This window comes from Nonomuraea sp. NPDC051941 (assembly GCF_044593615.1).
In genome coordinates this window covers 175,745-202,026 of record NZ_JBIUCF010000005.1, presented here as the reverse complement: position 1 = coordinate 202,026, position 26,282 = coordinate 175,745, and the positions used below count along the sequence as shown (strand labels likewise).

Annotated in this window: 18 protein-coding genes; 9 read left to right on the top strand and 9 right to left on the bottom strand. The window is 72.0% G+C overall.

The features are described 5' to 3' along the window. Positions 1 to 10: 10 nt before the first annotated feature. Positions 11 to 799, bottom strand: coding sequence for a DeoR/GlpR family DNA-binding transcription regulator (locus ACIHFD_RS11965; RefSeq protein WP_350727803.1), 789 nt, complete (start codon positions 797 to 799; stop codon positions 11 to 13). A gap of 135 nt (positions 800 to 934) precedes the next feature. Here ACIHFD_RS11965 and ACIHFD_RS11960 point away from each other — a divergent pair, with 135 nt between their 5' ends. The 7 genes from ACIHFD_RS11960 to ACIHFD_RS11930 all read left to right on the top strand — a co-directional run bounded on the left by ACIHFD_RS11960 (position 935) and on the right by ACIHFD_RS11930 (position 10,698). Beyond that, the gene (locus tag ACIHFD_RS11960) at positions 935 to 2,131 is read left to right on the top strand and encodes a carbohydrate kinase family protein (RefSeq protein WP_350727802.1); all 1,197 of its coding nucleotides are present in this window, start codon (positions 935 to 937) and stop codon (positions 2,129 to 2,131) included. A gap of 4 nt (positions 2,132 to 2,135) precedes the next feature. Beyond that, a complete protein-coding gene (locus ACIHFD_RS11955; RefSeq protein WP_397366806.1) occupies positions 2,136 to 3,500 on the top strand; it encodes an extracellular solute-binding protein in 1,365 nt (454 codons plus the stop codon). Between the two features lie 8 nt (positions 3,501 to 3,508). Further along, entirely contained in the window at positions 3,509 to 4,393 is an 885-nt protein-coding gene (locus ACIHFD_RS11950; protein ID WP_364249397.1) for a sugar ABC transporter permease, read from the top strand. Beyond that, positions 4,390 to 5,190 (top strand): carbohydrate ABC transporter permease, encoded by an 801-nt coding sequence (locus ACIHFD_RS11945; protein ID WP_350727799.1) that lies wholly within the window; start codon positions 4,390 to 4,392, stop codon positions 5,188 to 5,190. The genes ACIHFD_RS11950 and ACIHFD_RS11945 overlap by 4 nt, the downstream gene beginning before the upstream one ends. A gap of 16 nt (positions 5,191 to 5,206) precedes the next feature. Further along, complete coding sequence (locus ACIHFD_RS11940) at positions 5,207 to 7,885, top strand: sugar-binding protein (protein WP_397366805.1); 2,679 nt, start codon at positions 5,207 to 5,209, stop codon at positions 7,883 to 7,885. Between the two features lie 69 nt (positions 7,886 to 7,954). Then, entirely contained in the window at positions 7,955 to 8,683 is a 729-nt protein-coding gene (locus ACIHFD_RS11935) for a DUF6882 domain-containing protein (protein ID WP_397366804.1), read from the top strand. Positions 8,684 to 8,760: 77 nt separating this feature from the next. Beyond that, positions 8,761 to 10,698: an alpha-glucuronidase gene (locus tag ACIHFD_RS11930; RefSeq protein ID WP_397366803.1), complete on the top strand. Its 1,938-nt coding sequence runs from the start codon at positions 8,761 to 8,763 to the stop codon at positions 10,696 to 10,698. On the opposite strand, the gene ACIHFD_RS11925 is transcribed toward ACIHFD_RS11930, so the two are convergent. The 8 genes from ACIHFD_RS11925 to ACIHFD_RS11890 form a co-directional block, all read right to left on the bottom strand. After that, a complete protein-coding gene (locus ACIHFD_RS11925; protein ID WP_397366802.1) occupies positions 10,660 to 13,203 on the bottom strand; it encodes a hypothetical protein in 2,544 nt (847 codons plus the stop codon). The genes ACIHFD_RS11930 and ACIHFD_RS11925 overlap by 39 nt on opposite strands. A gap of 87 nt (positions 13,204 to 13,290) precedes the next feature. Then, positions 13,291 to 13,977 (bottom strand): hypothetical protein, encoded by a 687-nt coding sequence (locus tag ACIHFD_RS11920; RefSeq protein WP_397366801.1) that lies wholly within the window; start codon positions 13,975 to 13,977, stop codon positions 13,291 to 13,293. Then, positions 13,974 to 15,485 carry a hypothetical protein gene (locus ACIHFD_RS11915; RefSeq protein WP_397366800.1) on the bottom strand — a complete coding sequence of 504 codons (1,512 nt, stop codon included), beginning with the start codon at positions 15,483 to 15,485 and terminating at the stop codon, positions 13,974 to 13,976. Before ACIHFD_RS11915 ends, ACIHFD_RS11920 begins: the two co-directional genes overlap by 4 nt. Beyond that, positions 15,485 to 17,122 (bottom strand): extracellular solute-binding protein, encoded by a 1,638-nt coding sequence (locus ACIHFD_RS11910; RefSeq protein ID WP_397366799.1) that lies wholly within the window; start codon positions 17,120 to 17,122, stop codon positions 15,485 to 15,487. The genes ACIHFD_RS11915 and ACIHFD_RS11910 overlap by 1 nt, the downstream gene beginning before the upstream one ends. 27 nt (positions 17,123 to 17,149) lie before the next feature. Then, positions 17,150 to 18,025 (bottom strand): carbohydrate ABC transporter permease, encoded by an 876-nt coding sequence (locus ACIHFD_RS11905; protein WP_355195813.1) that lies wholly within the window; start codon positions 18,023 to 18,025, stop codon positions 17,150 to 17,152. After that, positions 18,022 to 19,005: an ABC transporter permease gene (locus ACIHFD_RS11900; RefSeq protein ID WP_397366798.1), complete on the bottom strand. Its 984-nt coding sequence runs from the start codon at positions 19,003 to 19,005 to the stop codon at positions 18,022 to 18,024. Before ACIHFD_RS11900 ends, ACIHFD_RS11905 begins: the two co-directional genes overlap by 4 nt. After that, a complete protein-coding gene (locus ACIHFD_RS11895) occupies positions 19,002 to 21,344 on the bottom strand; it encodes a glycoside hydrolase family 3 N-terminal domain-containing protein (protein WP_397366797.1) in 2,343 nt (780 codons plus the stop codon). The genes ACIHFD_RS11900 and ACIHFD_RS11895 overlap by 4 nt, the downstream gene beginning before the upstream one ends. A 212-nt stretch (positions 21,345 to 21,556) precedes the next feature. Continuing rightward, positions 21,557 to 22,267, bottom strand: a complete 711-nt coding sequence (locus tag ACIHFD_RS11890; RefSeq protein ID WP_363974526.1) for an IclR family transcriptional regulator — start codon at positions 22,265 to 22,267, stop codon at positions 21,557 to 21,559. A gap of 89 nt (positions 22,268 to 22,356) precedes the next feature. Between ACIHFD_RS11890 and ACIHFD_RS11885 the strand changes: the two genes are divergently transcribed. Both ACIHFD_RS11885 and ACIHFD_RS11880 read left to right on the top strand, forming a co-directional pair. After that, a complete protein-coding gene (locus ACIHFD_RS11885; protein ID WP_397366796.1) occupies positions 22,357 to 23,499 on the top strand; it encodes a pyridoxal-phosphate-dependent aminotransferase family protein in 1,143 nt (380 codons plus the stop codon). Continuing rightward, on the top strand, positions 23,496 to 26,279 hold the full coding sequence (locus ACIHFD_RS11880; protein ID WP_397366795.1) for an FAD-binding and (Fe-S)-binding domain-containing protein: 2,784 nt from the start codon (positions 23,496 to 23,498) through the stop codon (positions 26,277 to 26,279). Before ACIHFD_RS11885 ends, ACIHFD_RS11880 begins: the two co-directional genes overlap by 4 nt. Positions 26,280 to 26,282: the final 3 nt, after the last annotated feature.

Here is a 26,282-nt window from a genome sequence, read left to right as displayed (position 1 = left end):
CGATACCCTTTCACGTGAGCAGGATCTCGGCGCCGGCGGCGGCGCAGTTGCGCAGCGTCGCCTCGTCGGCGCCCTGGTTGGTGACGATCACGTCGATGTCGTCGGGCCCGCACACCCGCAGCGCACCGGTGCCCGGGAACTTGTGCCGGTCGACGAGCAGCACCACCTGGCCCGCCGCCGCGATCATGGCGCGCTTCAGCGGCACCTCGGCGAGCGTGGTGTCCACGAGCTGCCCGTCCGGCCGCAGGCCGCTGGCGCCCAGGAAGACGCGGTCGGCGACCACCTGGCTCAGGGCCGCCTCGGTCAGCACCCCGACCAGCGAGTGGTACGGCCGCCGCAGCGCGCCGCCGAGCAGCAGCAGCTCGACCTCCGGGTCGGAGCGCAGCACGTCGAGCACGGCGAGGCTGGAGGTGACCACGGTGACGCGGCGCCCGCGCAGCCGCCGGGCCAGCCGCATCGTCGTCGTGCCGATGTCGAGCAGGACCACGTCGCCGTCGCGGACCAGCTCGGCGGCGCGGACCGCGACCGCCTCCTTGTCCTGCTCGTCCACCGCAGCGACCTCGGCGAACGGCCGGTCGGCGTCGGCGTCGACGCTGACCCCGCTGTCGAGGAGCCCGCCGTCGAGGAGCAGGGCCCCGCCGCGGACACGCCGCAGCGTGCCGTCGCGGTCGAGCACCTCGAGGTCCCTGCGGATGGTGGACGGGCTCACGCCGAGCTGGCTGGCGAGATCGCTGACACTGGTGGCGCCTGAGAGTCGGACCCGGCGCATGATCTCGGCATGCCTGAGGCGCTGAAGCACGGCGCGAGTGTATCAGTCAAAATCGCGCAGGAGTAGGCAGCTTCAGCCAAAAACTCCCAGAAGAAGACTTGAAGTGCGTGAGCAAACGTGCAAGATTGCGCAGAGCTGTATACGTGTCGGGGAGGACTCATTCCCGTGTCTAATCAGGTGTACGACCCTCTCGCCGCCGAGCGCACCCCGGACGGGCCGCAGTTCGATGTCTTCCTGGCGGGCACGGTCTTTCTGGACATCATCTTCACCGGTCTGCCCGCGATGCCCGCGGCCGGAACCGAGATCTGGGCCGAGGGCATGGGATCGTGCCCCGGCGGCATCGCCAACCTCGCCATCGCGACCAGCCGGCTGGGCCTGCGCACCTCGCTGGCCGCCGCGTTCGGCGACGACGACTACGGCGACTTCTGCTGGCGCACGCTCGAGGAGCAGGAGTCGGTGGACCTGTCCAGGTCGCGGCGGTTCGAGCACTGGCACTCGCCGGTGACGGTCTCCATGGCGGTCGACCGCGACCGCAGCATGGTGACGCACGGCCACCCCTCGCCCATGCCGGCCTCGGAGATGATCGGCAACCCGCCGCGGTCCAAGGCGGTGATCGTGTCGCTGTCCACCGACGATCCGCTCGACTCGCCGGACAGCCCGTGCAACTGGGCCGAGCTGGCGCGCCGCGACGGCGCGCTCATCTTCGCCGACGTGGGCTGGGACCCGTCGGGCTCCTGGTCGGCGTCCTTGCTGGACCAGCTCGCGCTCTGCCACGCGTTCATGCCCAACGCGGTCGAGGCGATGGCCTACACCGGCGCCGACACCCCGCGCGACGCGCTCTACGCGATCGCCGACAAGGTCCCCGTGGCCGTGGTGACCGACGGGGCCAACGGCGCCATGGCCATCGACTCCACCAACGGCGAGGAGGCGTTCGTGCCCGCGCCGCGGGTGACGGCGCTCGACCCGACCGGCGCGGGCGACGTCTTCGGCGCGGGGTTCGTGCTCGGCACGCTGTCGCGCTGGCCGCTGGCCGACCGCCTGGCGTTCGCGCAGCTGTGCGCGGCGCTGGCGGTGCAGCAGTTCGGCGGCTCGCTCGCGGCGCCCGGCTGGGGAGACATCGCCGACTGGTGGCACGAGGTCCGCGACTCGGCCGACCACAGCGGCGCCTACGGCAACTCGCTGGCCCGCCGCTACGCCTTCCTCGACAAGCTGGTGCCCGCCGTGCCGGTGGGCGCCGTGCGCCGCGCGGCCGCGACCATCGCCCGGTACGCCGACGTCGGCCCCAAGGTTCCCACCACGCGGCCGAACCCACCCGAGGACGAGGGCCCCGACACGCCTCGCGTGCCCGCGCAAAAGGAGTAACACCATGAACCCCCCGCTCCGAGCGCTCGCCGTGCTCGCCGCCAGCGCCCTTGCCATCACGGCGTGCGCCCCCGGATCCTCCGCCCCGCCCGCGGCCACCTCCGCGCAGCCCTCCGCCTCCGCGGTACGCACCGACGCCGCCACGCTCGGCAACGTCACCCTGACGATCTGGGACCAGGAGGTACGCGGCGGGCAGGCCGCCCAGATGAAGCAGCTCAACGACGCCTTCCAGGCGAAGTACCCGAACATCAAGATCAACCGGGTGAGCCGCTCCTTCGACGACCTCAACACGACCCTGCGCCTGGCCCTGAGCGGCAACGAGCCGCCCGACATCGTGGAGGCCAACAACGGCCGCTCGTCGATGGGCGCGTTCGTCAAGGCCGGGCAGCTGCGCCCGCTGGACGCCTACGCCGAGGCGTACGGGTGGAAGAAGCGCTACCCGCAGTCGGTGCTGCGCTATTCCAGCTACAGCGCCGACGGCAAGACCTTCGGCGAGGGCAACCTGTACGGCCTGCCGCAGGTCGGCGAGGTCGTCGGCATCTTCTTCAACAAGGCCAAGCTGACCAAGCTCGGCCTGCAGCCGCCCGCGACGTGGGCCGACTTCGACGCCGCGCTGGCCAAGGCCAAGGCCGCCGGCGAGGTGCCGATGCAGCTGGGCAACCTCGACAAGTGGCCGGCCATCCACGTGTTCGGCACGGTGCAGAGCCGCGGCGTGCCCGCCGACCAGATCAGCACGCTGGCCTTCGGCCGCAAGGGCGCCTCGTGGAACACGCCGGAGAACACCAAGGCCGCCGAGGAGCTCGTCGGCTGGGTGGACAAGGGCTACTTCAACAAGGGCTTCAACGGCCAGGGCTACGACCCGGCGTGGCAGGCGTTCGGCAAGGGTGAGGGCGTCTTCCTGATCGGGGGCACCTGGCTGCTGGCCGACGTGCAGAAGGCGCTGGGCAAGGACCTGGGCTTCATGCTGCCGCCGGGCACCGCGGCCGGCGCGCCGCCCGTCGCGACCGGCGGGACCGGGCTGCCGTTCGCGATCACGGCCAAGAGCCCCAACCCCGACGCCGCGGCGGCGTACATCGACTTCATCACCAACGCCGACGCGATGAAGGTGCTCACCACCACCGGCAACCTGCCGGTCGCCGACACCGCGCAGCAGAGCGTCCCGGCGGGGCCGCAGCAGGACGTCTTCACCGCGTTCGGCACGGTCACGGCGAAGGACGGGCTGGTGCCGTACCTCGACTACGCCACCCCGACGTTCGCCGACACGCTGGGCGCGGCGCTGCAGGACCTGCTGGCCAAGAAGCAGACCCCGCAGGAGTTCCTGGCCACGTTGGAGAAGGACTACAAGACCTTCGTCGAGAGCAACGGGTGAGCCGACCGATGACCGGGGGCCGGCCCCCGGGAGAGCCTCGCCGCGTCGCCTACCTCTACCTGCTGCCGGCCTTCGCCGTCTACGCGGTGTTCCTGCTCTATCCGATCGGGCGCGCGGTGCAACTGTCGCTGTACGACTGGGACGGGCTGTCGCTCGGCCGCTGGGTCGGCCTGGACAACTACCTCGCGATCGTCTCCGACGAGGGGCTGCGGGCGGCCTTCGGCCACGCGCTGGTGCTGGTCGTGTTCTACGCGGCCGCGCCGCTGGCCATCGGGCTGGGGCTGGCCGCGATCCTCAACCACGCCAAGGTGCGCGGCCTCGGCTTCTTCCGCACGGTCGTGTTCCTGCCGCAGGTGGTGGCCATGGTCGTGGTGGCCGTGGCCTGGCGGCGGGTCTACGCGCCCGACGGCACGCTCAACACCCTGCTCGGCGCGCTCGGGCTCGACTCGCTGACGCGGGGCTGGCTGGGCGACTACACGTTCGCGCTGCCCGCGGTCGGGGTGGTGGGCACGTGGTTCGAGACCGGGCTGGTGACCGTGCTGCTGCTGGCCGGGATGAGCCGCATCCCCGGCGAGCTGTACGAGGCGGCGCGGCTGGACGGGGCGGGCGCGGTCAGGGAGTTCTTCGCGGTCACGCTGCCGTCGGTGCGCGGGGAGATCGCCGTCGCGCTGACGCTGACCGTGATCGCCGCGCTGCGCACGTTCGACCTGGTGTACGTCACGACGCGCGGCGGGCCGGGCGACTCGACGTCGGTGCCGTCGTACGAGGTCTACCACCGGGCCTTCGGGCTCAGCCAGATCGGCTCGGCCGCGGCCATCGGCGTCACGCTCACCGTGGTCATCTTCGTGATCTCGTTCGGGATCAACCGGTTCGCCGACAGGAGGGTGTCGTGATCTCGCGGGGCGAGCGGGTGGGCAACTACGTGATCCTGTCGGCGTTCGCCGCCTTCGCGCTCTTCCCCATCGTGACGATCCTGGCCGCCGCGCTCGGCCCCGCCGACAGCGGGGGGACCTCCGGGCTGGGCAACTTCGCGGCGGCGTGGGAGATCGGGCGGTTCGGCACGTACCTGCGCACCAGCCTGGCGGTGTCGTCGTTCGTCGTGGTCGTGAGCGTGGTGCTGTCGATCCTGAGCGGCTACGCGTTCGGCACCATGCGCTTCCGCGGCCAGTCGGTGCTGTTCTACCTGTTCATGCTCGGGATCATGATGCCGAGCGAGGCCATCGCGGTGCCGCTCTACTTCGACCTGCGCTCGCTCGGCCTGATCGACACGTTCTGGTCGGTGGCGCTGCCGCAGGTGGCGCTGTCGGTGGCGTTCGGCACGTTCTGGATGCGGGCCTACTTCCGGGCCTCCAACCGGGCCATCGTCGAGGCCGCCCGCATCGACGGCGCCTCGACGTGGCGCATCCTGTGGCAGGTGCTGGTGCCGCCGGCCCGGCCCGCCGTCGTCACGCTGACCGTGCTGGTCTTCATGTGGACGTGGAACGAGTTCCTCATCCCGCTGATCATGGTCACCAGCGAGTCGCTACGGACCGCGCCGCTGGGGCTGGCCTTCTTCCAGGGCCAGTACACCTCCGGCTTCACCCTGCTGGCCGCCGGCTCTGTCATCGTCGCGACCCCGGTCGTGATCTTCTACTTGTTCCTCCAGCGTCACTTCGTCCGCGGCCTGCTCCAAGGGGCGGTCCGCGAGTAACTGTTCCGGAGGTTCCATGCGTAAACGCCTGTCATTGGTGCTGGCCGCCACGGTCGCGCTCGCCCTCTCACCCGCCGTTCCCTCCGAAGCCTCCGCAGCATCCACCGCTGCCTCCACCGCCGGCGCTCCCGTGGACCTCGACGCGCTGTTCGTCGGGGCCCACCCCGACGACGAGGCGTTCAGCCTGTCCACGCTCGGCCAGTGGAACGAGGACCACCGCGTACGCACCGGCGTCGTCACCGTCAGCCGCGGCGAGGGCGGCGGCAACGCCGTCGGACCCGAGGAGGGCCCGGCGCTCGGGCTGCTGCGCGAGTCCGAGGAGCGGGCGGCGGTCGGCAAGGCGGGCGTGCGCGAGGTCTTCAACCTCGACGACGTCGACTTCTACTACACGGTGAGCGCCCCGCTGACCGACCAGATCTGGGGCGCGGACACCCTGGAGAAGGTCGTGCGGGTGGTCCGCCAGACCAGGCCCGAGGTCATCCTGACCATGGACCCGGCGCCCTCCCCCGGCAACCACGGCAACCACCAGCAGGCGGCGCGGCTGGCCGTGCAGGCGTTCTACGCGGCGGCCGACCCCAAGGCGTTCCCCGAGCAGATCACCCGTGAGGGGCTGCGCCCGTTCGCGCCGGCCCGGCTGCTGCTCGGCGGCGGGCGCGGCACCTCGCAGACCGGCCCGTCCTGCGCCTCGACCTTCCGCCCGAACAACCCCGCGCAGAACGTGTACGGCGTGTGGAGCGGACGCCCCTCCCGGGCCCAGGGCAAGACGTGGGCCGCGATCGAGCGCGACGCCCAGCGCGCGTACGCCTCCCAGGGCTGGGCCGTCTTCCCCGACGTGCCGTCGGACCCGAACCAGCTCGGCTGCGACTTCTTCACGCAGGTGGACTCGCGGGTGCCGTTCCCCGAGCCGGGCAGCGCGGCGGCGGCCGCGCCCACGGCGATCCTCGACGGCGCGCTGACCAGGGCGAGCGGGGCGGTCCCGCTGGGCACCCTGTTCGAGCTGCGCGCCGGCACGTTCGACGTGCGGCCCGGCACGCCGTTCACCGTCAAGGTCAGCGCGACCGCGCCGGCCCGCGAGCCGCTGGGCCGCTCGTCGGTGACGCTGGGCGTGCCCGCGGGCTGGCAGGTCAGCGGCTCGGGCGAGCTGGGCAGGCTCTCCGCCGGGCGTACCGGGACGGCGACGTTCACCGTAACCCCCGCCGCGGGCACCGGGCGGGCGCGCGTGTCGGCCGCGCTGACCACCGAGCGGGGCCGCGGCTACACCGACCGGCAGGTCGAGATCAGCCCGCCCGTACGGGCCGGGCAGCAGCTCCTCCCCCAGGTCGCCCAGTACGAGAAGTGGACCTCCGAGGTCGGCGTGCCGCAGCTGCGCGGCATCGTCACCCCCGTGCTCACCCTGCCCTCCGGCGGCTCCCGGCAGGTCGGCGTCGTGGTGACCAACGTCAGCGACGCCGCCAAGTCGGGGACCGTGCGCGTGGACCTGCCCGCCGGGTTCACCGCGGACCGCGTGGAGGCGCCCTACAGCGACCTGGCCGCCGGGGCCTCGACGACGGTGCCGTTCACCGTCACGAACTCCGACCCCTCGTTGAAGACGTCCAACCAGGGCGGCGACTACGCGTACACCATCAGCGTGGACGGCGCGGTCGCGAGCAAGCCGGCGCTCGAACTGGTCCCGGCGGCCTCCGTGCCGCAGGCGTCGCCCACCGTGGACGGCGTGGCGGGCGACGGCGAGTATCCCGGGCCCGCCCTCGACATCTCGCGGCTGTGGGAGGGCACGGCCTGCTCGTCCGCGGCCGACTGCTCCGGCACCGCCAAGCTCGCGTGGCACGACGACACCCTCTACCTGCTGGTCCAGGTGCAGGACGACGTGCTCGGCACCCGGCTGGCCGCCGCCGACTGCAAGCGGCACTGGCGTACCGACTCGGTCGAGGTCACGCTCGACCCGCGTGGCACGTCCGAGAACACCTCGACCACCTTCAAGACCGCGGTGCTGCCCGTGACGGCCGAGGGACCGCCGTGCTTCCTGCGCGACGCCGACAACCGCCAGGGCCCGGGCGAGCAGACCGCTCCCGGCATGCGGGTGGCCTCCAAGGTCGCCTCGGGCGGATACAGCGTGGAGATGTCGATCCCCTTGGAGCTTCTCCCCGGCTCCGTCGATCCCGCCCACCTCGGGCTGAACATCCTCGTGTACGACTCCGACACCCAGGACAAGACCGGCCAGACCCGGATCGGCTGGTCGACGTGGGGCGGTGTACAGGGCGACCCGTACCGGTGGGGCGTGGCCACGCTGACCGGCTACCGGCCGCCCGCGGACCGGCCGGTGCCCGACCCGGTGATCCCCGACACGGCCCTGTCCAGCCTGGACTCGCCGCAGTCGCTGGAGCAGGCGGTCCGGGTGCACGTCCCGCTCGCGGGCGGCCCGGCGGCCAAGGAGTCGGAGAGCGGCCAGGCCGTCTCCGCCGCCACCGGCCAGAAGGAGGTGAAGGTGACGCTGCGGGCGGAGGCGCCCGGTAAGGCCCACCTGTTCGTCCGCGACGACCAGGGGACGGCGGGCAGCCGCGTCGTCACGGTGTCCCGCAAGGGCGTCACGACCGTCACCGTGCCTCTGACCCGCGCCCTGGCCGCCCACCCGGCGGTGGTGGCGGGCTGGGAGGCGCCCGGCGGCGGCACGGCGGCCTCGCAGGTGAAGGTGCGCTGAAGCCGGGCTGCCCGCCCTCCTCCCCGGAGGGCGGGCAGCCCTGTCGGACGCATCCCGTAGTCTGCCGGGATGCCGGAATCCCTCACACTCACGAACCTGCTCGACGACGCGGCCATCCTCTCCCTCGAGCACCAGATCCACCTCGAAGAGGTCCTCGGCGAGCACAGCTGGAGCGTCGACCTGCGGGAGCAGCGCTTCCAGTTCACCGGGAGCCGCACGATCACCTGCACCCGCTTCCACCTGCTCGGCAGCGCCGCTCCAGGGCCGGAGTCGTGGCTGTGGGCCTGGGCCAACCCGTCCGGCTTCCCGGAGCCGGTGACCGCCCTGTCGGGGACGCTGCGGGACTTCGGGCAGCGGTTCGGCATCGCGGAGCTGGCCTCCGCGGAGGTGCCGTTCGCCGCGCTGCCCACCTCCCCCGCCGAGCCGCACTTCGCCGCCGCGATCCTCACCGAGGCCGCCAAGGCGGTGACCGGCCACTGGACGTCCTACAGCGGCGACGCGGGCGGCGGCACCCGGGCCGCGTTCCTCGTCGAGCACCCGGACTTCCAGCTGCCGCCGCCCGAGCCGGTCCGCGTCATGCGCGTCCTGCAGCAGGCGCTCTCCCTGCCGCTGCTGACGGACCACCGGCGCGCGATGCACGGTTACGCCGCCCGCCGCGGGCTCGGAGCGTCCTACAGCGACGCGGGCGGCGACCGGCTCATGCTCACGGGCCCCGGTTTCGAGGCGGCCGTCGACTTCGACGGGCACGGCCGCGTCGGCAACATCAGCGCGACCCTGTCGGCCCCCCGCGGCGCCTGAGCAGCGCCACCCCTGATCGCTCGCGGCGGGTGCGGTTTCGATAGATTCATCCCTCGGTGCCCGACCGAAGGAGCCTCGTGACCATTCCCGAACTGACCGACGTCCACGCGGCGTGGCTGCCGCCCGAGGCGTTCCGGGCGATCGGTTCCCGCCGTACCCTCGTGCGGGCCGACGGGCCGCTCGCCGAGACCGTGCGGGCGGAGGTCACGCGGGCCCGCGCCCGGTACGGCGACGGCGCCGAGGGCCCGTACGACCTGGTGCTGGGCCTGGACGCGGCCGAGGGCGCGGACGGGTACGCGATCGCGCGGCGGGACGGCGTCACGACCGTGACCGGCGGCGATGAGGCCGGGCTGCTGTACGGGTTCTTCCACGTCGTACGGCTCGGCGAGGCCGCGTTCGGGGCCGACAGGGAGACGGAGCACCACCGGCCCGCGATGCGCCGGCGCATGCTCGACCACTGGGACAACATCGACGTGCACCCGGTGATGGGCCAGGTCGAGCGCGGCTACGCGGGCGGCTCGATCTTCTGGGACAAGGGCGCGCCGCGCGCGGACCTGACGCGGGTGCGCGCCTACGGGCGGCTGCTGGCCGCCTCCGGCGTCAACGCGGTCGCGATCAACAACGTGAACGTGCACGCCACCGAGGCCCACCTGCTGACCGACCGGCTCGGCGAGGTGGCCGCGATCGCGGCCGAGCTGCGCCCGTACGGGATCCGCGTGCACCTGTCGGTCAACTTCGCCTCCCCGATCGCGCTCGGCGGCCTGCCCACCGCCGACCCGCTCGACGAGGGGGTGCGGGCGTGGTGGGCGCGGACCACCGAGCAGGTGTACGCGACGATCCCCGATTTCGGCGGGTACGTGGTGAAGGCCGACTCGGAGGGCCAGCCGGGCCCGTTCGCGTACGGGCGCACCCACGCCGACGGCGCCAACATGCTCGCCGAGGCCCTGGCCCCCTTCGGCGGGGTCGTGCACTGGCGGGCCTTCGTCTACAACCACCGCCAGGACTGGCGCGACCGCTCGACCGACCGCGCCCGCGCCGCCTACGACCACTTCGCCCCGCTCGACGGCCGGTTCCTGGACAACGCGATCCTGCAGGTCAAGCACGGCCCCATGGACTTCCAGACGCGCGAGCCGGTCTCCCCGGTGATCCTGGAGATGCAGGGAACCCGCCTGGCGGTGGAGCTGCAGGTGACGCAGGAGTACACCGGCCAGCAGCGGCACGTCTGCTACCTGGCCCCCATGTGGAGCGAGATCCTCGCGTTCGAGAACGTCGCCGAGGCGGGCGACCTGGTCGCGGTCTCCAACGCGGGCGATGACCGCTACTGGACCGGCCACCCGCTCGCGCAGGCCAACCTGTACGCGTTCGGCCGCCTCGCCTGGGACCCGGGCCTCGACCCGGCCGCCGTCCTCGACGAGTGGATCGACCTCACCTTCGCGTGGCCCGGCGAGCCGCTGCGGCGCACCCTGCACGCCATGATGGACGGGTCGTGGCGCACGTACGAGCGCTACACCGCGCCGCTCGGCGTCGGCTTCATGGTGCGCCCCGGCCACCACTACGGCCCGGACGTGGACGGCTACGAGTACACGCCGTGGGGCACGTACCACTTCGCCGACCGCGACGGCGTGGGCGTGGACCGCACGCGCGCCACCGGCACCGGCTTCACCGGCCAGTACCCGCAGCCGTGGTCGGACGTCTACGAGTCGCTGGAGCGCTGCCCCGACGAGCTGCTGCTGTTCTTCCACCACGTCCCGTACGGGCACGTGCTGCACAGCGGCTCGACGGTCATCCAGCACATCTACGACACGCACTTCGCGGGGGCGGAGGAGGCGGCCGAGATGCGGCTGCACTGGGAGAAGCTGGCCGACACCGACGCGGTCGACCCGGACCTGTACGCCCGGGTCAAGGAGCGGCTCGACGAGCAGGTCCGCTGCGCCGAGGAGTGGCGCGACCAGATCAACGCCTATTTCTTCCGCAAGTCAGGCGTCCCCGACGCGCGCGGTAGGAGCATCCCCTAGGGAGCGCCCGGCGAACGACCGCGCGACGGCGATCACAGCCGCCACCAGCACGGGCAGGGCGACGATCGCAGGCCACGGCACGTCCGGCACGACGTCGGGCGTGACGGGCCCGCCCTGCCAGGCGCGCACGAGCCGGGGCATCAGGACATAGCAGAGCCCCAGCCCCAGCAAGGCGCCCGCGGCGGCGTGCCACAGGGCCGCCCAACGGCCCGCGGCGGCGGCGCGGAGCAGGAGGCCGGACGCGGCCACCAGCCCCAGCGCGATCGCTCCGCCCAGCAGAACGGGCGATGGGACCGCCGAATCCGGCGAGCCGATCACCGTGACGTCCCACCCGGATCCGGCCACCGCCGCGCGGGCCGCGTTCCCGTCGCCGTCCACGGCGAGCCACCAGTCGGTGGCGGGCAACGGCGGCCGTGCCGCGGCCAGGTTCCAGGCCTGCAAGGTCTGCCAGTCCATGAGGACGGCGGCGGAGTCGAGAGCGACGCCGGGCATGCGCTCGACGACACCGGCGAGCTCGACCTGGAGCGGTCGCCGTCCGAGCGAGATGGAGCCGGTCCGGCCCGTGGCGAGCTTCGCCGAGGCGGCCAGCTCGGGGGTGAGCACGATCGGCACCGGCCGGGCGGGGGCGGCGTTCAGCGGTACGGGCCGCACGACGGAGGCACCGTCCTTCACCTTCAGCGAGAAGATGCCGCTTCCCGTCCCTTCCGACCATCGCTGGCCCGCGGGCAGGGCCAGTTCCCCGCCGTCGGCGCGCAGCGCGGTCACGGTGATCACGTGCGCGGAGTCGTCGGTGGCGTCGCCCAGGAAACCCCGGACGGCTAGCGGGTAGGCGATCCTCCCGTCCGGGCCGGCCAGGCCGGCGAGGTCCACGTCCACCTTCGCGGAGCCTTCGCGCGGCGGTGCGACCGGGAGGTCGTGCCAGACTCCGAGGGCGTCGGAGACCACCGCGCGCAGCCGCACGGAGCCGTCGGACCGCTCGACCTCGACGGTGAGCGTGCGCGGCTGACCGGGCAGCGGCAGGGCGCCGAGCTGGGGACGGCCGGCGACCATAGCGGCCGCCAGCTGCGCAACCGTCCGGTCCGACAGATCGGGCCGCAGCCGGAACACCTCGCCGAGGCGGTTCGCGTCGACGCCGAGGAGGGTGCTGTAGCGGAGGTCGACATCGACGCGATCGCGGTGTCCGGGCACCGCGGCGGTGACACCGGGCAGCGCGGTGAAGGCGGTGCCACGGCCGAGGACGCCCGGCTCGCCTCCCGCCGGCGGGCCGGTCAGCCGCACGTCGGCACCGGCCTGGTGACGGGCCTGGTCCGCCTGCGAGGAACGCCAGGTCGTGGCGCCACCGATCGCGAGGACGGCGACCGCGGCGGCGATCCCCGAGGAGAGCGCCCGTATCCCCGGCCTCGGTGCCTCGGCGACCAGGCACACGACCGCGACCAGCGCCATCGGGATCGCCACCAGGAGTGTTCCCGACAGGTCCGGCAGCCGTAATCCCGCGGCCCGCCACCACGGCGTGGCCTCCGCCAGGGACAGCAGCAGGCGGGCCACGAAGGGGGCCAGGAACGCGCAGCCCATGACCACCGCCGCCGTGCCCAGGGCCCGGCCGGTCCGCCTGGGCCCGGGCGCGAGGAGCAGCGCCAGGGCCAGGAGCGCCGCCAGACCCAGGACGGTCCAGCGGGCCGCCTGCGCGGCGGCCTCGATCCGGGCCAGTGTGCCGGGGAGAGCGCTGGCGGGCGTGCAGTCGGGGCAGCCGTTCGCCTTGAGCTTTTCGCGCAGGTCCGGCAGCCGGGCGGCGGCCGTACGCAGCCGCTCGACCGGCAGGCCGCGCAGGTCGGGCACGACGGTCCAGGTGGCGTCGACCGTTTCGGCGAAGCGGTCGAGGAAGGTGGCCTGATCCACCATGAGCGGACCGTAGGTGGTGTATCCCTCCCTCTCGACGCCACGGCCGAGCATCAGGTCGCCGGCCCAGCGCGGCCCGTACGGGTCGTCGGGCACGAACACCCCGGTGATCTTGACCTTTACCGGCTCGGCGTCGATACGGCCGATCGTGGTGAACACCTGGCCGGCCGTGAAGCCGGTGAACGAGGCGGCGGCCTGGGAGATCGCCGCCTCGACCGGCTCGGTGCGCGACCGGGGCCAGGAGCCGCTGACCAGTCTCGCGTGCTGCTGGAATCCGTCGAGACTGCCGAACCTGAGCCGCTCCGGCCGCCGGTACCTCAGCTTCTCCTGGCCCGGCATCGTGTAGCCGTCCGAGCGGAGCAAGGTGGTCACTTCGGTGCGCGCACCGCCGAAGGCCAGGGCCGTCTGTTCCCGTACGGCCCGGTCGAACCCGGCGAAGTTCCCGGCGTTGATCACGCCGGCGACCGTGACGCCGACGGCCTGAGGCGGAGCCGTCTCCACGGCATGCCGCACTTCCGCATCGCCCAGAGCCGCGGCACACATGGCGAGCCCGGCGAACACGGTGGCGACCAGCAGGCTCACCACGCCCAGCCTCAGCACTGACGGCATGCCCCGCCACCTTCCGCAGCTCTCATCTCCCGGTGATCACCGGGAGATCATGCTGAGGATAGTGGCTCGATCCGCGCCCGCGACTCCTCAGGCGGTGAAGCGCTCGCGGACCTCGGCGATCACCGGGCGGCTGTTCCACAGCAGGGCCGCGGCGAACGCCGAGGCCAGCAGGGCGGGCGCCAGCTCGGTGGCGACCATCGTGATGCCGCCCGCCACGATCAGCAGCGACGCGTTGCCGAGGGCGGCCTTCGGGTGGCGCATGAGGAAGTACGACGCCAGCCGCGCCACGTCCACCGCCCGGAACGCGAACAGCGACGTGATCACCAGCGCGTTGGCGGCCCACAGCAGCGCCGCCAGCGCGACGAGCACGAGCAGCACCGCCCACCACCCCGGGACGCCGGCGACGGCGAAGTTCGCCAGGTTCGTCCCGACGACGGCCAGCGCGACGAGCCACGGCACCCAGATCTTCAGCACGCCGCGCACGTTGGCCTGGTAACCGCGCCAGAACGCCGCCGCCGGATGCAGGTCCGTCATGTCCCGGCTGCGATGGCGCAGCGCGTAGAGGGCGGCGGACAGCGCGGGGCCGAGCGGCAGCGCGCAGGCCGCCACCAGCGGCACGTTGGCGGCGTCGCCGCCGAGCAGGGTCAGCGCGATCAGGCCGGGCGCGGTCGCGACGAGGAACAGGCCCTCGACCACCAGCAGGCTGTAGATCAGCGTGGCGGCGCGCGAGAGCGGGCCCTCGCCGAACCGCCGCCCCGCCGACACCTCGCTCATGGGCTCTCCTCTCCCAGGCCGAGCAGCCGCCTGTCGTCCCACCACGGCGGCGTCCGGTCCACCACCGGTGTGAGCTCGACCAGCGTAACCTCGTGGCGGTCGAGCCGGAGATCCAGGTCCACGCGACCGTCCGTGACGGGCAGGCTCCGGTGGGAGCGCACGGGCTCGGCCGCCTCCCGCAGCGCGTCGAGCTCCCTGGGCCGGGGCGAGCGCGGGCGGCCCAGCTCGCGCCACGCCGCCCACGCGTTGCCCTTCTCCTCGCTCACCGACGAGCGCAGCTCGAACGCCGAGGCGGCCTCCCCGATGGGGATCGACAGCCGCAAGGCGTGCCCGTCCACTGGGGTTGCGCCGGTCGCGTCCGCCGGGGCCCAGGCCAGCACGGTGACCCGGCCGTCGCCGTCCCGGGTGACCAGGTGGTCCTCCCCGCGCGCCAGGACCTGGTCACCCATCCGGGCCATGAACGCGTACAGGTGGTAGGTGGGCTTCTTGATCTGCCGGTGGGTCAGCAGGCCGAAGCCGCCGTGGAAGAGCGAGGTCGGGATCCCCTGCTCCTCGAACATGTCGCTGAAGGTCCAGTAGGAGAAGGAGTCGACCAGGTCTCCCCCGGCCGCCAGCACCGGGGCGAGGTAGGCGGCGTGGAAGGCCGTGTCGTGGACGGGGTTGTCGGGCCGGTAGGAGGAGTTGAACTCCGTGATGTGCACCGGCAGCCCCTCCAGCGGGCCGCCCGCGAGCTGCCGCCGCGGCGTGGCGAACTGCTCCAGCAGCTTCGACGCCGGCGCGAGCGTCTGGTGCACGCCGAACGGCACGTGCTGGGCCGGGCCGGAGGTGTACGCGTGCCGGCTGACGAAGTCGATGGGCAGCGAGCGCTCGGCCACGAAGTCGGCGAAGCGCACGAGGAACTCGTCGGAGCCGGGCGAGATGGCCGGGCCGCCGACCTGGAGGGAGGCGTCCACCTCCTTGACCGCGTGCGCGCTCACCTCATAGAGGCGGTGGTAGGCGTCCTGGTCGGCGTCCTGCCAGAAGTCCTTGAGGTTGGGCTCGTTCCACACCTCGATGGGCCAGGTGCGCACCTCGTCGAGCCCGTACCGGTCGACGAGGTGCGCCAGCGTGGCCCGCACCAGCTCCGCCCACTCCCGCCAGGAGCGGGGCGGGGTGACGTTGCCCTGCCACCAGAACACGGTCTGGTCGCCGGAGGCCAGCCCGGAGGGCATGAACCCCAGCTCCACGAAAGGGCGGATGCCGAGTTCGAGGTAGGCGTCGATCACCTGGTCCACGTACGTGAACGAGTGGCGCACGTGCCGCGCGCCCGCGTACTCGTACGGCTGGTGGACGCCCACCCCGTCGCTCAGCAGCCCGTGCCCCCGGATGTGCCGGAAGCCGATCTCCCGCTGGATCAGTGCCAGCGAGTCCTGGTAGTCGCGGCGCAGCGCCAGCTCGAAGCGGCCGGTGCCGACACAGAACCGCCAGGCGTCGGACAGCCGCCCCGAGGCCTCCGAGGGCACTCGCATCAGCCGTGGTCCTTCTTGAAGCGCTCGTAGGCGGAGTTGACGAGGTTCATGTAGGAGGTCATGTTCTTGGCCTCCAGCTCCTTGACGTAGGCGTCCCACTCGCTCAGGTCACGCTCGCCGAGGACGAACTTGAGCGTCTGCTGGGTGACGTAGTCCTTCAGCGGCGTCTCCCACAGCGTGGCCTGCTCGCGCTCCTCGTCGTTGAACGGGTGCGGCGGCTCGACCGGCCAGCCCTTCCTGGCGTTCATCACGTCCTGGAAGGCCACCTCCTCCTCGGAGAAGGTGGAGTTCAGCAGCTTGGTGGTGCCGCCGTAGGCGAACACGCCGTTGGAGAAGCCGAAGTCCTTCTGCAGGTGCTTGGGCGCGCCGGGGTTGAGGCCGACGAAGTCGATGTCCTTGGCGAGCTTGAACGCGCCCGAGGCGTCCTTGGTGTACGTCGTGCCCTCGACGCCCCACTTGGCGAACTCCTCGCCCTGGTCGGAGTACCAGAGCCAGTCGATGAACTGCATCATGGCGACGAAGTTCTTGTTCTCCAGCGCCTTCTTGGAGATCATGACGCCGTTCTCGAGCCGGGTGTCGATCTTGTACTCGCCGACCGGGCCCAGGGGCACCGGGATCTTGGCGACCTTGGCGCCCGGGACGAGCTTGGTCAGCGTGGGACGGTAGTCGTTGACGATCGACTGCGCGTTCGCGCTGATCACGAACGACTTGCCGGAGTTGAACTTCTGCTTGGCCTGCTCGTCCTGCTGGGTGAAGCTCTCCGGGTCGAGCAGCTTCTCCTTCACCAGCTTGTTCAGGTACTCCAGCATCTGCTTGTACTGCGGCATCGCGCCGGTGTAGACGAACTTGCCGGCCGTGGCGTCGAAGGTCGCGTGCTGGTACTGCCAGCCGCCCTTGGCGCCGTAGGCCTGGGCGACGAGCTTGAAGATGTTGCCGCCGGGCGTGGGGACACCGAACCGGTCGGTCATCGGGTAGAGGTCCGGGTACTCCTTCTTCAGCGCCTTGAGCAGGGTGTAGAGATCATCCCAGGTCTTCGGGACCTCCAGCTTGTGCTTCTCCAGGATGTCGGTCCGCACGGCCAGGGAGTAGTCGGCCCAGATCTCCTCGTGGAGCCCCGGCAGCAGGTAGATGCGGCCGTCGGCCTGGCGCAGGGTGTCCAGCTCCGGCTCCATCTTCCACTTGGCGACCTTGTCCTTGAAGTTGGGCATCAGGTCGAAGTAGTCGCTGACCGGCAGGATGGCGCCGGAGGAGACGAACGCCTCCTCGGCCGGGTGGTAGGTCTTCGGGATGATGAGCGGGGCCTGCCCGGAGCCCACCAGCAGGCCGCGCTTCTTCTCGTAGTCGCTGAGCGGCACCTCCACCGGCTTGAGCGTCACGTTGGTCCGCTTGGTCAGCTCCTGCCAGAACAGCCAGTCGCTCTTGTCCGGGTAGAACGGGTGGTTGTTGTAGAGCACGTCGAACGAGATCGGCTCGGTGGCCTTGAACTGCTGGTTGACGCCGTAGCCGGCCATCGCGCCCGCCTTGTTCGCGGACACGTCGGCGGCCTTCTTCGGAGCCTCGTCCGCGCCGCAGCCGGCGACGGCAAGAGTGAGCGCACCCAGCCCGAGGAGTGCCTGACGGCGGGAGATGTGCTGCATGGGGGGATCCTTTCGGGAGGACAGTGGTTAACCCTTGACCGCGCCGAGCATGACGCCCGAGACGAAGTACCTCTGCACGAAGGGGTAGACCGCCAGGATGGGGACGACGGTGAGCATGATCGTCACCGACTGGATGTTGGCCGCCGCCGCCGACGCCTCGCTGAGCGACGCGCCCGCGGACTCGGCGCCGGTGGCGCCCGCGATGAGGTTGCGCAGGTAGATGGTCACGGGGAACAACTCGGTCTTGTTCAGGTAGAGGAACGCCGTGAACCACGAGTTCCAGAAGGAGACCGCGTAGAACAGCACCATCGTGGCGATGACCGCCTTCGACAGCGGCAGCACCACTCGCCAGAGGACGCCGTAGGTGTTCAGGCCGTCGATGGCGGCGGCCTCCTCCAGCTCCTGCGGCAGGCCCTCGAAGAACGCCTTCATGACCAGGAGGTTGAAGACGCTGATGGCGTTGGGCAGGACGATGGCCCAGATGGAGTTGGTCAGCCCGAGGCCGTTGACCAGCACGTAGTTGGGGATCAGGCCGCCGGAGAAGATCATGGTGAAGACGGCGACCCAGATCAGGAACGTGCGGCCCCTGAGGTGCTTCTTGGACAGCACGTACGCGTAGCACGTCGTCAGCAGCATGGCGATCGCCGTGGCCACGACGGTGTAGACAATCGTGTTGCCGTAGTTCGTCCAGAATGTCGGGTCCGACACCACGAGCTTGTAGGTCGTGATGTTGAACCCGCGCGGGATGAGGTTGACCTGCCCGCCGACGATGTAGCGCTCCTCGCTGAACGAGCGGGCGAGGATGTTGAGGAAGGGGTAGAGCGTCACGATCACGACGCCGCTCAGGATGACGGCGTTGACCACCTGGAAGGCGCGGTAGCCACGGGTCTTCTCGAGGGTCACCACAGGCTCGTCCCTACTGTGCGGCGGGAGATCAGGTTCGCCGAGAGGATCAGCACCACGCCGACCAGGGCCTCGAACAGGCCGATCGCGGCGGCGTAGCTGAGGTTGCTGGACTCCACGCCCATCCGGTACAGGTACGTGGAGATCACGTCCGCCGTCGGGTAGGTCAGCGGGTTGTACAGGAGCAGGACCTTCTCGAAGCCCACGGCCATGAACGTGCCGATGTTGAGGATCAGCAGCGTGATCGCCGTCGGCCGGATGCCCGGCAGGGTGACGTGCCAGATCTGCCGCAACCGTCCGGCGCCGTCCATCCGGGCCGCCTCGTAGAGCTGCTCGTCGATGGTGGTCAGCGCGGCCAGGTAGAGGATGGTGCCCCAGCCGACGGTCTGCCAGACCTCCGACGAGACGAAGATCGTGCGGAACCACTCGGGTTTCTGCAGGAACGCGGTGGGCTCCCCGCCGAACACCTTGACGATCTGGTTCACCGGCCCGTCGATGGCCAGCATCTGCATGACGATGCCGGCCACGATGACCATCGACAGGAAGTGCGGCAGGTAGGACACCGACTGCAGGAACCGCTTCACGCGCCGGTTGCGCACCTCGTTGAGCAGCAGCGCCAGCACGATCGGCAGCGGGAAGCAGAACAGCAGGGTCAGCGCGCCGAGGATGAGCGTGTTGGCGAACACGGTCCAGAACGACGGGTCGTTCAGGAACATCTTCACGTACCGCAGGCCCACCCAGGTCTCGCCGAAGATGCTGCCGCCGGGCTCGAACTTGCGGAAGGCGATCACGTTGCCGAGCATCGGGAGGTACCGGAAGATCGCGAAGAACAGCAGCGGCAGGATCGCCAGCGAGTACAGCTGCCAGTCGCGGCGGATCGCGTGCCGCCAGGTGCCGGGTTTGGCCCGTCTGCGCCGGCTGGGCGCCGGCCCCGCCGCCCGCGCGTCTCGCGGCGGATTGTCCAACGACGTTGTGCTCATCCCGCTCCTTCCCGTGTGATACGAGCCGTGACCAGCAGGTTCCTGTCGTGCCCGAGCTCGCGCTCGGCGCCGGTCAGCCGTAGAGGCACGGCCGCCACCGTGGCCGTCGCCGGGTCCGTCGCGGCGTCCCCGCTGGAGCGCCCGAAGCGCAGCTCGACGTCGCCGGGCTCGACGATGCGCCGGCCGCGCACGCCGGTGAACGACGCGGCGTCTGCCGGGACGGTGAACTCCACGCGGGCGGCCTGCCCGGCCTCCAGCGGGACGCGGGCGTAGCCGACCAGCCGCACCACCGGCCTGGTGGTCTGCGCGACCGGGTCGTGCAGGTAGAGCTGGACGACCTCGGCGCCGGCCCGCGATCCGGTGTTGCGAACGCTCACCCCGACGGTGACCTCGCCGTCCACCGGCCACTCGGCCGCGCCCGTGTCGAGGAGCTCCCACTCGAACGTGGTGTAGCTCAGCCCGTGCCCGAACGAGTACGCGGGCGTCGGGTCCACCGACGACACCTGCGTACGGCGCCCGAGCCACGGCGACAGGTAGGTGGCGGGCAGGCCGCCGGCGTCGCGCGGCACGCTGACCGGCAGGCGACCGGTCGGGTTGACGGCGCCGGTGAGCACCTCCGCCAGCGCCTGGCCGCCCCGCTGGCCGGGGAAGAAGCCGTAGACGACGGCCGCGGCCGCGTCGAACTCGGGGCCCAGCGCGTACGGCCGCCCGGCCAGCAGCACCAGGACCACCGGAGTGCCGGTCGCCAGCACCGCCCGGACCAGCTCGGACTGCACGCCCGGCAGTCGCAGGTCGGCGGCGTCACAGCCCTCGCCGGAGGTGCCGCGCCCGAAGAGCCCCGCCCGGTCGCCGACGGCGAGCACGCACACGTCGCTCTCCGCCGCCGCGGCGACGGCCGCCGCGATCCCGGAGGTGTCGTCGCCGGTGATCTCGCAGCCCGGCTCGTACGCGAGATCGGGGACCAGCGCGCCGAGCGCCTCGCGCAGCGACGGGAGGTCGAGCCCGAGCCCGTGCTCGGGGTGCGGGCCCACGTGCGCGGGGAAGGCGTAGCAGCCGAGCATCGCCATCGGGTCGTCGGCCACCGGCCCCACGAGCGCCACCCGCCGGCCCGGCGTGAGCGGCAGGACGCCGCCGGTGTTGCGCACCAGCACGATCGACTCGCGCGCCAGGCGCAGGGCGAGCTCCTGGCTCTCCTCGTCGTCGAGCCGCACGTCGGCGGCGTCGCCGGGCAGCGGCCGCCAGTCCTCGTCGAGCAGCCCCAGCTCGGCCTTCTGCGCCAGCACCCGGGCCAGCGCGCGGTCGATGAGCGCCTCGTCCACCTGTCCCGACTTCACGGCCTCGATCAGCGGGGGGCCGAAGGTGTCCACCGTGGGCAGTTCGACGTCGATCCCGGCCCGCAGCGCGAGCCCGGCCGCGTCCGCGGCCTCCGCCGCGACGCCGTGCAGCTTGTGCAGGAACCGGATGGAGAAGTAGTCGGCGACCACCGTGCCCGCGAACCCCCACTCCTCGCGCAGCAGCCCGGTCAGCAGCTCCTCGTCGGCCGCGACGGGGACGCCGTCGATCTCGGCGTAGGAGTTCATCACCGACCGGGCGCCGCCCAGGCGCAGGGCCATCTCGAACGGCGGCAGGATCACGTCCGCCAGTTCCCTGCCTCCCATGTGGGCGGGGGCGAGGTTGCGGCCGCCCCGGGAGGCGGAGTAGCCGGCGAAGTGCTTCAGGGTGGCGACGAGGCCCGCACCCTCAAGCCCGCGCACGTAGGCCGCGCCGACCGTCCCGACCAGATAGGGGTCCTCGCCGATCGTCTCCTCGGTGCGACCCCAGCGGTAGTCGCGGGTGACGTCGAGGACCGGGGCCAGGCCCTGGTGGACGCCGGCGGCCCGCATGGACCGGCCGATCCGCCCGGCCACCTCCTCGATCAGCTCGGGGTCGAAGGAGGCGCCCCAGCTCAGGGGCGCCGGGTACACCGTCGCCCGCCAGGCGGCGAAGCCGGTCAGGCACTCCTCGTGGACCTGGGCCGGGATCCCGAACCTGCTGGCGGCCACGATCTGGGCCTGCGAGGCGGCCAGCGAGCGCGCGCCGGCGACGGGATCGACCGGCGCCGTGCCGAACGGGCGGGTCAGCTGGCCCAGCCCGTGGGCGATGACGTCGCTCCACTCCACGCCCGCCATGTCGGCCTGGTGCGGGGCGACGCCTCCCCCCGACGCGTCGGCGCCGACCCAGACGCCCACGAGCTGGGCGATCTTCTCCTCCAGCGTCATGAGCGGGATGAGCACCTCGGCCCGCTCGGCGGCAGTCAGCCGCGTGTCCCGCCACTTGTCGATTGGTACCTGGCCCCTCATGCCACCCTTTCGGCTCTTAGCCGGCCTGCTGCCGAAACTTTCGAGGAATTCCCGTTAATATTGCGGCAACTTATGGGTCCAGGTTTCGGCGTGTCAAGAGGGTGCAAACTGTTATATTCGTGCTGATCACCGCAGCGTCAGGCCAGCATTCGACGCCCGCATTTCCAGAAAGTTTCCGGATGCTCAGATGACAAGTTGCCGTTCAGCCACGCTCAGGTCAGGGACTCCGTCAGAGTGCGGGCCGCCTGGGTGACCAACTTGCCGTACTCCCCGCGCAGTTCCTCCGGCATGCGGCTGGCGGGGGTGGAGATGCTGAGGCTGGCGACCGGGCCGTCCGGGCCCAGCACGGCGGCGGCGACGGCCGCGATGTCGGAGCGCCACTCACCGCGATTGTCCGCGTAACCCCGCGCCCGGACCGCCGCCAGCTCTGCGCCCAGCGCCTCGGGGTCGACGATCGTCGTGTCCGTGTACGACGCGAGCTCCGGCAGCGGGGCGGACCTGTGCGCGAGCACGGCCTTGCCGTTGGCCGAGGCGTGCAGCGGGAGCCTGATGCCGAGCGGCAGCACGATGCGCAGCGGCTTGTCGGTCTCCAGCCGCTCGATCAGGACGACCGCGTCGCCCTCCGGCACCATCAGGTGGATCGTCTCCCCGGTGCGCTGCCGCAACTGCTCCATGACCGGCATCGCCGCGTCCCGCAGACCCAGCTCCGTCCTGCGGCCGACCTGGAACGCCTTGCTCGTCACCTGCCAGCGCGTGATCTCGCCCGCGGCGGGCCTGATCCACCCGGCCTCGTGCAGCGTCCTCAGCGAGCGCTGCACCGTGCTCTTGGGCAGCCCGAGCACCCGGGCCAGCTCCCCGACTCCGGCGGGCTGGCGGGCGGCGACCTCTTCGAGCACCCGGAGGGCGTTGATCACGTTCTGCATCCATTGACTCCTCTGCGGACCGATTTTAATGTTAGTGAACCGCAACACGGCACACCGTGCCGTGACACGGCACGCAAGGAGATCAAGACGTGGGGCGTCATTTCCTGCAGATCCCAGGACCGACCAACGTTCCCGACCGGGTGCTGCGCGCCATCGCCCAGCCCACCGTCGATCACCGCGGCCCCGCCTTCGCCCGCCTGGCCGGCGAGGTCCTGGAGCGGCTGAAGGCGGTCTTCCGGACCCGCCACCACGTGATCGTCTACCCGTCGTCGGGGACGGGCGCGTGGGAGGCGGCGCTGGTCAACACGCTCTCGCCCGGGGACAGGGTGCTGGCGTACGAGACCGGGCACTTCTCCGCGCTCTGGTGCGAGATGGCCGCCCGGCTGGGGCTGGTCGTGGACCTCGTGCCCGGCGACTGGCGGCACGGCGCCGACCCCGACGCGATCGCCGGCCGCCTCACCGCCGAGCACGCCGCCGTCATGGTCGTGCACAACGAGACCTCGACCGGCGTGCGCAGCCGGATCCCGGAGATCCGCGCGGCCGTCGACCGGACCGGGCATTCGCCGCTGCTGCTGGTGGACACGATCTCGTCGCTGGGCTCGATGGACTACCGCCACGACGAATGGGGCGTGGACGTGACCGTCGGCTGCTCGCAGAAGGGGCTCATGCTGCCGCCCGGCATCGGGCTCAACGCGGTCAGCCCGAAGGCGCTGGCCCACCGGGGGCGGCTGCCCCGCTCGTACTGGGACTGGGAGCCGATCATCGCGGCCAACCGCGGCGGCTTCTACCCGTACACGCCGCCGACCAACCTGCTCTACGGGCTGCGCGAGGCGCTCGTCATGCTGCTGGAGGAGGAAGGGCTGGCGGAGGTCTTCCGCCGCCACGACCGGCACGCCGAGGCGACGCGACGCGCCGTACGGGCGTGGGGGCTCGAGGTGCTCTGCGCCGACGAGCGGGAGCACTCGAGCTCGCTCACCGCGGTGCTGATGCCGGACGGGCACGACGCCGACGCGGTCAGGAAGCTCATCCTCGATCGGTACGACATGTCGCTCGGCACCGGGCTCGGGCGGCTCGCGGGGCGCGTCTTCCGGATCGGCCACCTCGGCCACTTCAACGACCTGACGCTGGCCGGCACGCTGAGCGGCGTCGAGATGGGGCTGAGCGCGGCCGGAGTGCCGATCAAGGAAGGCGGGACGCGCGCCGCGCTGGCGTACCTGGAGGGGGCCGAATGACCCTGGCCCGGACCCTGTCCCGGCTGCTCGAAGGAGACGTCAGGGACGATCCGTACACCAGGCATCTGTACGCCTCCGACGCCAGCATGTACGCCATCGAGCCGCTCGCCGTCGCCTTCCCCCGGCACGCCGGCGACGTCCAGGCGCTGGTCGCGGCGTGCGGCGAGCTGGGGGTGCCGGTGCTGCCGCGCGGGGCGGGCACCAGCCTGGCCGGGCAGACGGTCGGCGCGGCGGTGATCGTCGACTTCTCCCGCCACATGAACCGCATCCTGGAGATCGACGGCAGGAGCGCCCGCGTGCAGCCGGGCGTCGTGCAGGACCAGCTCAACCGGGCGGCCCGCAAACACGGGCTGATGTTCGGGCCCGACACCTCGACCAGCAACCGGGCCACGATCGGCGGCATGATCGGCAACAACTCGGCGGGCAGCCACTCCGTGCTCTACGGGTCCACCGTGGACCACGTCGAGTCGCTGCGGGTGGTGCTCGCCGACGCCAGCACGCCCGACCTGCGCTCCGACGCCCGCCTGGGCGCGGCCGTCGCCGAGGCGCTGCAGGGGGTGGACCTGTCCGGGTTCCCGCGCTTCTGGCGGCACTCGGGCGGCTACCGCCTGGACCTGGCCGCCCGTGATCTGCCCGACCTCACCAAGCTGGTCGTCGGCTCCGAGGGCACGTTGGCCGTGGTAACCGAGGCCACGGTCGGGCTGGTGGACCGGCCCCGGGCCAAGGCCATCGCCGTCGGCCACTTCGCCTCCACGCCGTCCGCCATCGCCGCCACCGCGGACGCGCTCTCCTTCGAGGCCGCCTCGGTCGAGCTCATCGACAAGGCCATCCTCGACCTGTCCAGGCGGCGCGTGGACTACGCCGGGCTCGGCGACATCCTGTCCGGCGACCCCGAGGCGCTGCTGTTCGTCGAGTTCTTCGGCGACAGCCCGGCCGAGGTGGCCGACCGCGTGGACAAGCTCGCCGCCACCTGGAAGGCGAACGGCCACGGCTACCACACCCTGCGGGCCGTCGCGGCCGGGCAGCAGGCGGCCGTGCTCAAGGTCCGCAAGGCGGGGCTCGGGCTGCTGATGGCCTCCAGCGTGGGCAGCCGCAGGCCGCTGGCGTTCGTGGAGGACACGGCCGTGCCGCCGGAGCGGCTGCTGCCGTACGTCGAGGAGTTCGCGGAGATCCTCTCCCGGCACGGGCTCTCCGCGGGGTTCTACGGCCACTGCTCGGTCGGCTGCCTGCACATCCGCCCCTTCGTCGACCTGCGCGTGCCCGACGAGATCGGCACCATGCGCGCGGTCGCCGAGGAGATCGCCGAGCTGGCCGCCCGGCACGGCGGCGTCAACTCCAGCGAGCACGGCGACGGGCTGGCGCGCTCCGAGTTCAACCGGCGGCTGTTCGGCGACGCGGTCTACGAGGCGATGCGGCGCATCAAGCACGCCTTCGACCCGCGCGGGCTGCTGAACCCCGGCAAGATCGTGGACGCGCCCCCGATGACGGAGCACCTTCGCGATCCCGCGATGCCCGCGCCGCGCCCGCTGCGCACCACCCTGTCGTTCGCGGACGGCATGCACGCCGCCGCCGACCGGTGCATGAACGTCGGGGTCTGCCGCAAGGACGACACGGGCGTCATGTGCCCGTCGTACATGGCCACCCGCGAGGAGGAGCACTCCACCCGCGGCCGCGCCAACGCCCTGGTCAAGGCCCTGTCCTCGGACGACCCCCGGCAGGCCCTCGGCGACGAGAGGCTGCACGGGATCCTCGACCTCTGCCTGGAGTGCAAGGCCTGCCAGTCGGAGTGCCCGCTGGGCGTGGACCTGGCGGCGATGAAGAGCGAGTTCCTGCACCAGTACCAGGAGACCCACGGCGTGCCGCCGCGGTCACGGCTGTTCGGGGCGATCCGGACGCTCAACCGGCTCGGCTCGGCCACCGCGCCCCTGTCGAACTGGCTGGCCGCCCCCCTGCGCGGGCCGCTCGGGCTGAGCACGCGGCGGCCGCTGCCCCGCTTCCGCCGCGACAACCTGCTCCGCTGGTTCGCCCGCCGGCCGCCCTCTTCCGGACGGCGTTCCGGGCGGCGGGAGGTGATCCTGCTCGCGGACTCCTTCACCTCCTTCAGCGAGCCCGGCATCGGGCGGGCCGCCGTCGAGCTGCTGGAGCGCGCCGGCTATCGGGTACGCCTGGAGTCGGAGGGCTGCTGCGGCCGATCCAGCATCTCCAAGGGGCTGCTGGACCGGGCCCGCGCGATGGCCGAGGCCATGGTCGGCCGGCTCTCCGGCTCGGACGCGCCGATCGTCGGGCTGGAGCCGTCCTGCCTGCTCACGCTCAAGGACGAGTACGCCGCACTGCTCCCCGGCGACCCCCGGGTGGCGGCGGTGGCGGCGCGGGCCAGGCTCATCCCCGAGTTGCTGGCGGAGGCCGTCGACGACGGCTCGCTGCCGCTGAACGGCGGGCTGAGCGGGCGCCGGATCCTCCTGCACGGCCACTGCCACGAGAAGGCCGTCGTCGGCACCGCGGCCACGCGCGAGCTGCTGTCCAGGATCCCGGGAGCGGAGGTGGAAGAGATCGACGCCGGCTGCTGCGGCATGGCCGGATCGTTCGGATTCGAGAGCGAGCACTACGACCTGTCCATGAAGATCGGCGGCCTCCGGCTCTTCCCGGCGATCGCCGCATCCTCGCCCGACACCCTGCTGGCGGCCACGGGGGTCTCGTGCCGCCAGCAGATCGCCCACGGCGCGGGACGCGCTGCCCGCCATCCGGTCGAGCTCCTTCACCAGGTGGTCGACCTGCCTTAACGC